The following is a 9,964-nucleotide window of genomic DNA, read 5'->3' on the forward strand; positions in this document are numbered from 1 at the left end:
CGTGATCGTCCTCGACGACGTCCTCGTCACCGCCTACAGCCCCGACCCGGCGGGCGGCGCCGACCGCGTCGTCCGCCTGCTCGGACCGGTGACGCTGGAGCTCGCCGAGCGCCGGATCGCGATCGTCGGCGCCAACGGCTCCGGCAAGTCGACGCTCGCGCGCCTGCTCAACGGGCTGGTGCTGCCGTCGTCCGGGACCGTCCGGGTGGACGGCCTCGACACCGCGACGGACGGCGCCGCCGTGCGCCGCCGGGTCGGGTTCGTGTTCACCGACCCCGACGCGCAGCTGGTCATGCCGACGCCGGTCGAGGACGTCGCGCTCTCGCTGCGCCGGTCGCCGATGACGGCCGCCGAGCGGGACGTCGCCGCGCGCGCCGCGCTCGCGCGCTTCGGGCTCGCCGACCGGGCCGAGCTCCCCGTGCACGCCCTCTCGGGCGGTCAGCGCCAGCTGCTCGCCCTCGCGTCGGTGCTGGCCACCGAGCCGGCGGTCCTGGTGGCCGACGAGCCGACCACGCTGCTCGACCTGCGCTGGCGCGGCGTGGTCGACGCGCTCCTGGCGGGCCTGGACCAGCAGGTGGTCCTGGTGACGCACGACCTCGACGCGGCGCTGCAGGCGGACCGGGTGCTCGTGGTCGAGGACGGCACCGTGGTGTTCGACGGCGAGCCGTCCGCGGCCGTCGCGCACTACCGGGCGCTCATGCAGGTGCGCGCGTGAGCGGCCCCATCCGCCCGCCGTGGGCCGGCCCGCTCGGCCTCTACCACCCCGGCACCAGCGTCATCCACCGGGCGCCGGCCGGGCTCAAGCTGGCGCTCCTCGCGGTGTTCGCGGTCGCCGTCGTCGTCGTCCGCGGGCCGGCGTCGTCCGTCGCCTTCCTCGGCATCGCCCTGCTCGCCCAGCTGGTCGCCCGCCTCCCGTGGCACCGGACCACCCGCGGCCTGCTGCCCGCCCTGGTCACGGCGGCGCTGGTCGGTGCCTACCAGTGGTGGGCCCGGGGCTGGGCGACGGCCGTGGAGGTCGCCGCCGACCTCGTCGCGCTCGTGCTCCTGGGCGCGGTCGTCACGGCCACCACCCGCGCCGACACCCTCCTCGACGTGCTCGCGCGGCTGGCCCGGCCGCTTCGGCACGTCGGGCTGCACCCCGAGATGGTCGCGCTCGCCGTCGGTCTCTTCCTGCGCACCGTCCCCGTGCTCGCCCGCATGTCCCTGGAGACCCGGGACGCGGCGCGGGCTCGCGGCCTCGACCGCGAGCCGCGCGCGATCCTCGTGCCCGCGGCCGTGCGCATGGTCGCCCACGCACGCACCACCGGCGACGCGCTCGCCGCCCGGGGGCTGGGCGACGACTGAGCGCGCGCCGAGCCTCGCGCGCGGTTATCTTCCGACCATGACTTTCCAGGAGGGTGGCAGCTTCGGCGGCGGTCGCGTCCGCACGGGCGGGAACGGCGGCAAGATCGCCGCGGGCGGCGGCGGGCTGGTCGGGCTCGTCGTGCTCGCCGTGTACCTCTTCTCCGGCGGCCAGGTGGACCTGTCCGGCGTCGCGGGCGGCGGCGGCACGCCGCAGGCCGAGGGCACCGTCGGCACCTGCACCGCCGAGCAGGCGAACACCGACCGCACGTGCCGGCTGAGCGCGACGCTCGACTCGCTCGACACCTACTGGGCGGCCACCGTCGCCGCCGCCGGCGGCCAGTTCAGCCAGCCCGACGCCCTCGCGTTCACGGACTCCGTGAGCACCGGCTGCGGCGACGCGACCAGCGCCACGGGGCCGTTCTACTGCCCGCCCGACGCCACGATCTACCTCGACGTCACCTTCTACGACCAGCTCACCCAGCTCGGCGGCGCGGACGGCCCGCTGGCCGAGGAGTACGTCACCGCGCACGAGTACGGCCACCACATCCAGCAGATCACCGGCGTGATGGACCAGGCGAACCGGCAGGGCACGGGCGCCGACTCCGACTCGGTCCGCGTCGAGCTGCAGGCCGACTGCTACGCGGGCATGTGGGCCGGCACGGCGGCCAGCACGGTCGACCCGGACACCGGCGTCGCCTACCTCGACCCGATCACCCCGGAGCAGCTGCAGAACGCGCTCGGCGCGGCCAAGGCGGTCGGCGACGACAACATCCAGAAGCAGTCCGGCGGCGGCGTGAACCCCGACTCGTGGACGCACGGCTCGAGCGAGCAGCGCGAGCGCTGGTTCACCACCGGCTACGAGCAGCGCACGTTCGCCGCCTGCGACACGTTCGCCACCGACCAGCTCTGAGACGCACGACGGCCCCGGCGGTGGTCGCCGGGGCCGTCGTCGCGCTGCTGGTCAGATGTTGAAGCCGAGGGCCCGCATCTGCTCGCGGCCGTCGGGCGTGATCTTCTCGGGGCCCCACGGCGGCATCCACACCCAGTTGATGCGGAAGCCGTCGACCAGCCCCTCGAGGGCCTGCGCCGACTGGTCCTCGATGACGTCGGTCAGCGGGCAGGCCGCCGACGTGAGCGTCATGTCGATGACGGCCGTGTTCGTCTGGTCGATCGTCAGCCCGTAGACCAGGCCCAGGTCGACGACGTTGATGCCCAGCTCGGGGTCGATGACGTCGCGCATGGCCTCCTCGACGTCGGCCACCGTGGTGGGGGTGGACGAGGGCGTGTCCGTGCTCATGAGCTCTCCCGTGCGCCGGTCTTGATGAGTGCGTCGGTCAGCGCCGCCCAGCCGAGCAGGGCGCACTTGATCCGTGCGGGGTACTTGGCGACGCCCGTGAAGGCGGTCGCGTCACCGAGGGTGTCCTCGGCGTCGTCGTCGAGCCCGGCGCCGCGCGTCTGCATGAGCGCGCGGAACGTGCCGCCGATCTGGTCGACGGTGGCGAGGTCGTTGCCGACCACCAGGTCGTGCAGCACCGAGACCGAGGCCTGCGAGATGCTGCAGCCCTGCCCGTCCCAGCGCACGTCCCGGACGACCCCGGCCTCGTCGAGGTCCACCTGCAGGGTGACCTCGTCGCCGCAGGTCGGGTTCACCTGGTGCGACTCGCCCGTGTGCAGGTGCAGGTCCCCCGCCGCGCCCAGTCCCTTGCCGTGCGGGAACTTCGCGTGGTCGAGGATGACCTGCTGGTACAGCTGCTCCATCGATCCCGTGCTCATGACACCTCCAGACCGAAGAACGCCCGGACCCCCGTCAGTGCTTCCCGGAAGACCTCGATCTCCTCGTCGGTCGTGTAGACCGCGGCGCTCGCGCGCGAGGTCGACGCGACGCCGAACCGCCGGTGCAGCGGCTGCGCGCAGTGGTGGCCCACCCGCACGGCCACGCCGGCGTCGTCGAGCACCTGGCCCACGTCGTGCGCGTGCACGCCGTCGACGACGAACGAGACGGTGGCCAGGCGGTCGCGCGTGTCGGTCGGGCCGATCACCCGCACGCCGGGCACCGAGGCGACCGCGTCGAGCAGCAGCCCGGCCAGGTGCGCCTCGTGCGCGGCGACGGCGTCCATGCCCAGCTCGGCGAGGTAGGACGCGGCGGCGCCCATCCCGACGGCCTGCGACACCATCTGCGTGCCGGCCTCGAACCGCTGCGGCGGCGGCGCGTAGGTGGTCGACTCCATGGTGACCACCTCGACCATCGACCCTCCGGTGGTCACGGGCGGCATGGCCTCGAGCAGCTCGCGGCGGCCGTACAGCGCCCCGACGCCCGTGGGGCCGAGCATCTTGTGGCCCGAGAACGCCGCGAAATCGACCCCCAGGGCCGTGAGGTCCACCGGCAGGTGCGGGACCGACTGGCAGGCGTCCAGCACCGTCAGGGCACCCACCGCGCGGGCGCGCTCGACGAACGGGGCGACCGGCGTGATCGCTCCGGTGACGTTCGACGCGTGCGTGAACGCCAGCACCTTGGTCCGGTCGGTGACGACCGTGTCGAGCTCGTCCACGCGGATGCGCCCGTCGTCGTCGACCCCGAGCCACCGCAGCGTCGCGCCCGTGCGCAGCGCGAGCTCCTGCCACGGCACGAGGTTGGCGTGGTGCTCGGCCTCGGTGACCACGATCTCGTCGCCGGGCCGGAGTGCGAACCGCTGGGCCGCCGCTCCCCCGCGCCCGAGCGACGCGTTCGACATCGCGTACGCGACCAGGTTGATCCCCGCCGTGGCGTTCGACGTCCAGACCAGCGACCCCGGCGACACCCCGACGAACGACGCGACCCGGTCGCGCGCGTCCTCGAACGCCTCGGTGGCCTCCTCGGCGAGCTGGTGGGCGCCCCGGTGCACCGCCGCGTTGCGCTGGACGTAGAAGTCCTGCTCCGCGTCGAGGACGACCTCGGGCTTCTGCGAGGTGGCCCCCGAGTCGAGGTACACCAGCGGGCGCCCGCCGCGCAGGGTCCGCGCGAGCAGCGGGAAGTCCGCGCGCACGGCGGCGAGCTCGGACGCGTCGAGCGTCCGGGCTGCGCCCTCGAGGATGCTGGTCACCGTGGCCTCCGAGGTCCTCAGAGAGCCGGAGCGCTCGTCAGGAACCGGTCGTAGCCCTCGTTCTCGAGGCGCTCGGCCAGCTCGGGCCCGCCCTCCTCGGCGATCTTGCCGTCGACGAAGACGTGCACGAAGTCGGGCGTGATGTAGCGCAGGATGCGCGTGTAGTGCGTGATGAGCAGGACGCCCACGTCGCCGCCGGCCTTGACGCGGTTCACGCCCTCGGACACGACGCGCAGGGCGTCGACGTCCAGGCCGGAGTCGGTCTCGTCGAGGATCGCGAACGCCGGCTTGAGCAGCTCCATCTGGAGGATCTCGTGGCGCTTCTTCTCGCCGCCGGAGAACCCCTCGTTGACCGAGCGCTCGGCGAACGCGGGGTCCATGCGCAGGTTGTCCATCGCCGTGCGGACGTCCTTGACCCAGGTGCGCAGCGGCGGCGCGGAGCCGTCGATCGCGGTCTTGGCGGTGCGCAGGAAGTTCGACACGCTCACGCCGGGGACCTCGACCGGGTACTGCATGGCGAGGAACAGGCCGGCGCGGGCGCGCTCGTCGACCGACATCGCGAGGACGTCGACGCCGTCGAGCGTCACGGTGCCGGAGGTGACCTGGTACTTCGGGTGGCCGGCCAGCGAGTACGCCAGGGTCGACTTGCCGGAGCCGTTGGGCCCCATGATGGCGTGGGTCTCGCCGCTGGCGACGGTCAGGTCGACGCCGCGCAGGATGGGCTTGGCGCCCTCCTTCGTCTCGACGCTGACGTGCAGGTCGCGGATCTCCAGGGTGGACATGCTGTTCCTTCCAGACTTCAGATCGGGGAGTCGACGTCGACCAGCACGCGCTGGCCGTCGACAGTCACGGGGTAAACGGGGACGGGCTGGACGGCGGGCGGGCCGGTGGGCTTGCCGGTGCGCAGGTCGAAGCGGGAGCCGTGGAGCCAGCACTCGATCGTGCAGCCCTCCACCTCGCCGTCGGACAGCGAGACCGCGCCGTGCGAGCAGATGTCGCTGATGGCGTGCAGCTCACCGTCGGAGTCGCGCACCAGCGCGACCTCGACCGTGCCGTGCTCGGCCTCGAGCTCGACGCGGAACGTGCCCTCGACCGGGACGTCCTCGTCGAAGCAGGCCAGCTGTGCGCTCATGCACGCTCCGTCGTGAGGGACACCTCGGAACCCTCGACATGTCCACCCTCCGAGAGGGCGTCGAGCACGCTCATCGACTTCTCGAGCTCGCGCTCGATCGCGTCGATGAGGCGCTGCTCGACCGACGGCACGCCGATCTCGTGGATGAGCTCCGCGAAGAAGCCGCGCACCACGAGGCGACGCGCGTCCGTCTCGGGGATGCCGCGGGCCCGCAGGTAGAAGAGCTGCTCGTCGTCGAACCGGCCGGTCGCGCTCGCGTGGCCGGCGCCCTCGATGAGGCCGGTCTCGATCTCGAGGTTCGGCACGGAGTCGGCGCGCGCGCCGTCGGAGAGCACGAGGTTGCGGTTGAGCTCGTACGTGTCGGTGCCCTCGGCCGCGGCGCGGATGAGCACGTCGCCCACCCAGACCGTGTGGGCACCCTCACCCTGCAGCGCGCCCTTGTACGTGACGCGCGAGATGCAGTTGGGCACCGCGTGGTCGACGAAGAGGCGCTGCTCCTGGTGCTGGCCTGCGTCCGCGAAGTACAGGCCGATCATCTTCACGTTCGCGCCCTCGCCGACGAACTCGGCGTCGGGGGTGATCCGCACGACGTCGCCGCCGAGCGTCACCGCGATGTGCTTGACGGTCGCGTCGCGGCCGATGCGCAGCCGGTGCGACGACGCGTGCACGGAGCCCTCGGCCCAGTCGTGCACGGTGACGACGGTGAGGTGCGCCCCCTCCTCGGCGACGATCTCGACCGTCTCCGTCAGGGCCGCGTGGCCGATGTGGTCGATGACGACGACGGCCTGCGACAGCGGCTTGGCGTGCACCAGCACGTGCGTCGCGCTGGGCTCGAGGGCGGCCTCGTGCGTGCCCGCACCCTCGACGCCCTCGATGCGGATGGACGTCACGTCGGAGGCCACGGCCTCCTGCGGGATGGTGACGATCGTGGCGCGCGGGAACGAGGCCCAGGCCACCGCGGCGGTCCGGTCGCCGGGCTTGCCGGCCTTCCCGAGCCGTGCGTCGTCGCGCTCGACGATCTCGACCTCGACCTCGGGCGCCTCGACCACGGTGGTCAGCACGCCGTGGCCGGACAGGACACCCTCGGACCCGGCCGCGAACAGCGGCGCGAGCCGGTCCACCGGGGCGAAGCGCCACTCCTCCTCGCGCCCGTGGGGCACCGGGAAGTCGCCCACGTCGAACGACGTCGGGCGCGACGCACGGGACGCCTCGGGCAGCGGCCCGACGCCGTGGCTGTGGCTCCCGTCGGCGGTGGCCCGCGAGTGGTCGGTGGACAGAGAGCCGGTGGGCTCCGTGGTGGTCGTCATCAGCCGACGGCCCCTTCCATCTGCAGCTCGATGAGGCGGTTCAGCTCGAGGGCGTACTCCATGGGCAGCTCGCGCGCGATGGGCTCGACGAACCCGCGCACGATCATGGCCATGGCCTCGGTCTCGGGCATGCCTCGGGACATCAGGTAGAACAGCTGGTCCTCGCTCACGCGCGACACGGTCGCCTCGTGGCCCATCGACACGTCGTCCTCGCGGACGTCGACGTACGGGTACGTGTCGGAGCGGGAGATCTGGTCGACCAGCAGCGCGTCGCACAGCACGTTCGACGCGGAGTGGTGGGCGCCCTCGAGCACCTGCACCAGGCCGCGGTAGGACGTGCGGCCACCGCCGCGCGCGACCGACTTGGAGACGATCGAGCTGGAGGTGTGCGGCGCGGCGTGCACCATCTTGGCGCCCGCGTCCTGGTGCTGGCCGGCACCGGCGAACGCGATCGACAGCGTCTCGCCGCGCGCGTGCTCGCCCATGAGGTAGATGGCCGGGTACTTCATGGTCACCTTGGAGCCGATGTTGCCGTCGACCCACTCCATGGTGGCGCCCTCGGCCGCGGTCGCCCGCTTGGTCACCAGGTTGTACACGTTGTTCGACCAGTTCTGGATGGTCGTGTACCGCACGCGGGCGTTCTTCTTGACGATGATCTCGACGACCGCGGAGTGCAGCGAGTCGCTCGAGTACACCGGCGCGGTGCAGCCCTCGACGTAGTGCACGTACGAGCCCTCGTCGGCGATGATCAGCGTCCGCTCGAACTGGCCCATGTTCTCGGTGTTGATCCGGAAGTAGGCCTGCAGCGGGATCTCGACGTGCACGCCCGGCGGGACGTAGACGAACGAGCCGCCCGACCAGACCGCGGTGTTGAGCGAGGCGAACTTGTTGTCCCCGGGCGGGATGACCGAGCCGAAGTACTGCTCGAAGATCTCCGGGTGCTCCTTGAGCGCGGTGTCGGTGTCGAGGAAGATGACCCCCTGCTCCTCGAGCGACTCCTGGATCTGGTGGTAGACCACCTCGGACTCGTACTGCGCGGCGACACCGGCCACGAGGCGCTGCTTCTCCGCCTCCGGGATGCCGAGCCGGTCGTACGTGCTCTTGATGTCCTCGGGCAGGTCCTCCCAGCTGGTGGCCTGCTTCTCGGTCGAGCGCACGAAGTACTTGATGTTGTCGAAGTCGATGCCCGACAGGTCCGAGCCCCACCACGGCATGGGCTTCTTGTCGAACAGGCGCAGCGACTTCAGGCGCGTCTTGAGCATCCACTCGGGCTCGTTCTTGAGCGCCGAGATCTCGCGGACCTTGGCCTCGGACAGCCCGCGGGTCGCCACGGACCCGGCGGTGTCGGCATCGTGCCAGCCGTAGTTGTAGTTCCCGATGGAGGCGATGGCCTCGTCCTGGGTCATCTGCGGCGAAGCCGCAGCGCTGTCGGTCTGTGCACTCATGCTGAATGTCCTTCCACGGAGAGCACGGGGTGGGCAGGGGCGTGGTCGATCGAGACGGTCATCGGGATGTTGGTCGTGCAGACGTGGCCGCCGCCGGCCAGCGTCGCGAGGCGCTGCACGTGCACGCCGAGGAGCCGGGAGAACGCCCGCGCCTCGGCCTCGCACAGCTGGGGGAACTCGTGCGCGACGTCCTGCACGGGGCAGTGGCCCTGGCAGAGCTGGATGGCCGAGGCACCCGGCACGGGCCGGACGGACGCGGCGTAGCCGTCGGCGGTGAGCCCGTCGGCCAGGATGCGGGCGCGCGCCGCGAGGTCGTCACCGGCCGCCTCGACCGCGGCGGTGTGCCGCTGCTCGAGGTCGCGCACGCGCTGCTCGGCGAAGCCCTCGACGGCCTCGGGACCGGCCGTCTCGGCCAGGAACCGCAGGGCCTGCGCGGCGAGCTCGGAATACCGGTGGGACAGCGCGGCCTGACCGCGGCTGGTCACCACGTAGCGGCGCGCCGGGCGGCCGCGACCCTGGTGGCTCCGGGCGCCGTCGTGCACCGCGATCTGGTCGGTGGCCTCGAGCACCCCGAGGTGCCGACGGATGCCGGCGGGCGCGAGGTCGAGCTGGGCCGCGAGCTCGGCCGCGGACACGGGTCCGGAGCCGGCGACGAGCTGGAGCACGCGCTGGCGGGTGCCGGCGTCGGACTCGGGGCTGGTCGTGTCGGCGAGGGTGTGGTCGACGACGGGCAGCGTCGCGCTCATGCACACCTCCAGCGGTCCGGTCGGGCTCCGGGGGACGACGACACACCCCGCGATATTGGCAACATCCTTGTTGTCAATATCCATCCCTGCAAGCAAGGCGACCCTTCGCCCCGCCCCGCGGCGGCATGGGATGCGTCACACGGCGGAGGTCTCGCCGCCCTGGGTCGAGTCGACCACGTCCTGCTCCGCGTACTCCACGCCGGCCAGCGCACCCAGCGTCGCGACGGCGGCGGCGGGGTCGGCCTCGACCGGGAGGCGCAGCAGCACGCGCCCGCTGGGCGAGACCCTGTCGACGCGGGCGCCCGGCACCGCGGCGCTCACGTCCGCGACCCGCCGGGCCACCTCCGCGGGGTCCAGCGGGCCGGCCAGCTTGACCACCACCCGGTCCGACATCGTCCAGCCAGCATAGGCACGCACCGTGGACGGCACCGCGGCGTCGTCGACCCGCTGCAGCATCGTCCCGATGCCCGCCAGGCCGACGAAGAGGCCCGCGTTCTCGCCGCCGTCCGGGATCCCGCAGGGCCAGGGCCCGTCGCCCACCAGCTCGACCGCGGCGCCCGCACCCTCCCGCGCCAGCTCGGCCAGCACGGGCTGGCCGAAGGTCCGCGACGCGTCGAGGAGCAGCTCGACCGCACCCGCCATGCCGTGGCAGACCGACAGGTCCGTTGCTCCGCCCGTCCCGAGCTCCTCGAGCACCCCGACGGCGGCGTCGACGGCGACGCCGGCCTCGGCCGCGTACACCTCGTCGCCGGTGACCTCGTACATCCGCAGGCGCGCGACGCCGATCCCGAGCGAGCCGTGGCACCACAGGTGCGGGTACCCGGGTGCCGTGCCGGCGCGCACGGACGCCTCGTCGACACCCCGCAGGTCCGCCCACGACCCCTCGCGCGCCGAGAACCAGCTCCGCTCG

12 protein-coding genes are annotated in these 9,964 nt (G+C 72.8%); 3 read left to right on the top strand and 9 right to left on the bottom strand.

All coding sequences use genetic code 11. From position 1 onward, the window contains the following. Window position 1 precedes the first annotated feature (1 nt). The 3 genes from AB5970_RS14715 to ypfJ are packed head-to-tail and all read left to right on the top strand — an operon-like array spanning window position 2 to window position 2,254. On the top strand, window positions 2-715 hold the full coding sequence (locus tag AB5970_RS14715; protein WP_370504689.1) for an energy-coupling factor ABC transporter ATP-binding protein: 714 nt from the start codon (window positions 2-4) through the stop codon (window positions 713-715). Further along, window positions 712-1,344, top strand: a complete 633-nt coding sequence (locus AB5970_RS14720; protein WP_370504690.1) for an energy-coupling factor transporter transmembrane component T family protein — start codon at window positions 712-714, stop codon at window positions 1,342-1,344. The genes AB5970_RS14715 and AB5970_RS14720 overlap by 4 nt, the downstream gene beginning before the upstream one ends. Before the next feature lie 37 nt (window positions 1,345-1,381). Next, window positions 1,382-2,254 (top strand): KPN_02809 family neutral zinc metallopeptidase, encoded by an 873-nt coding sequence (ypfJ, locus tag AB5970_RS14725; protein WP_370504691.1) that lies wholly within the window; start codon window positions 1,382-1,384, stop codon window positions 2,252-2,254. Between the two features lie 51 nt (window positions 2,255-2,305). On the opposite strand, the gene AB5970_RS14730 is transcribed toward ypfJ, so the two are convergent. The 9 genes from AB5970_RS14730 to AB5970_RS14770 form a co-directional block, all read right to left on the bottom strand. Further along, window positions 2,306-2,641 (bottom strand): metal-sulfur cluster assembly factor, encoded by a 336-nt coding sequence (locus AB5970_RS14730; protein WP_370504692.1) that lies wholly within the window; start codon window positions 2,639-2,641, stop codon window positions 2,306-2,308. Further along, the gene (gene sufU, locus AB5970_RS14735) at window positions 2,638-3,117 is read right to left on the bottom strand and encodes a Fe-S cluster assembly sulfur transfer protein SufU (protein WP_370504693.1); all 480 of its coding nucleotides are present in this window, start codon (window positions 3,115-3,117) and stop codon (window positions 2,638-2,640) included. Before sufU ends, AB5970_RS14730 begins: the two co-directional genes overlap by 4 nt. After that, window positions 3,114-4,424: a cysteine desulfurase gene (locus AB5970_RS14740; RefSeq protein ID WP_370504694.1), complete on the bottom strand. Its 1,311-nt coding sequence runs from the start codon at window positions 4,422-4,424 to the stop codon at window positions 3,114-3,116. The genes sufU and AB5970_RS14740 overlap by 4 nt, the downstream gene beginning before the upstream one ends. 17 nt (window positions 4,425-4,441) lie before the next feature. Next, window positions 4,442-5,206, bottom strand: coding sequence for a Fe-S cluster assembly ATPase SufC (gene sufC, locus AB5970_RS14745; RefSeq protein ID WP_370504695.1), 765 nt, complete (start codon window positions 5,204-5,206; stop codon window positions 4,442-4,444). A gap of 17 nt (window positions 5,207-5,223) precedes the next feature. Continuing rightward, on the bottom strand, window positions 5,224-5,556 hold the full coding sequence (locus AB5970_RS14750; RefSeq protein ID WP_370504696.1) for a non-heme iron oxygenase ferredoxin subunit: 333 nt from the start codon (window positions 5,554-5,556) through the stop codon (window positions 5,224-5,226). Beyond that, window positions 5,553-6,863, bottom strand: a complete 1,311-nt coding sequence (gene sufD / locus AB5970_RS14755) for a Fe-S cluster assembly protein SufD (protein ID WP_370504697.1) — start codon at window positions 6,861-6,863, stop codon at window positions 5,553-5,555. Before sufD ends, AB5970_RS14750 begins: the two co-directional genes overlap by 4 nt. Next, window positions 6,863-8,308 (bottom strand): Fe-S cluster assembly protein SufB, encoded by a 1,446-nt coding sequence (gene sufB, locus AB5970_RS14760; RefSeq protein WP_370504698.1) that lies wholly within the window; start codon window positions 8,306-8,308, stop codon window positions 6,863-6,865. The genes sufD and sufB overlap by 1 nt, the downstream gene beginning before the upstream one ends. Next, entirely contained in the window at window positions 8,305-9,054 is a 750-nt protein-coding gene (locus AB5970_RS14765; protein WP_370504699.1) for a helix-turn-helix transcriptional regulator, read from the bottom strand. Before AB5970_RS14765 ends, sufB begins: the two co-directional genes overlap by 4 nt. Window positions 9,055-9,189: 135 nt before the next feature. Next, a partial coding sequence (locus AB5970_RS14770; protein ID WP_370504700.1) for a lanthionine synthetase LanC family protein occupies window positions 9,190-9,964 on the bottom strand: 775 nt, incomplete at its 5' end.

The sequence above is a fragment of the Cellulomonas sp. ICMP 17802 genome, assembly GCF_041295535.1.
GTDB lineage: Bacteria > Actinomycetota > Actinomycetes > Actinomycetales > Cellulomonadaceae > Cellulomonas.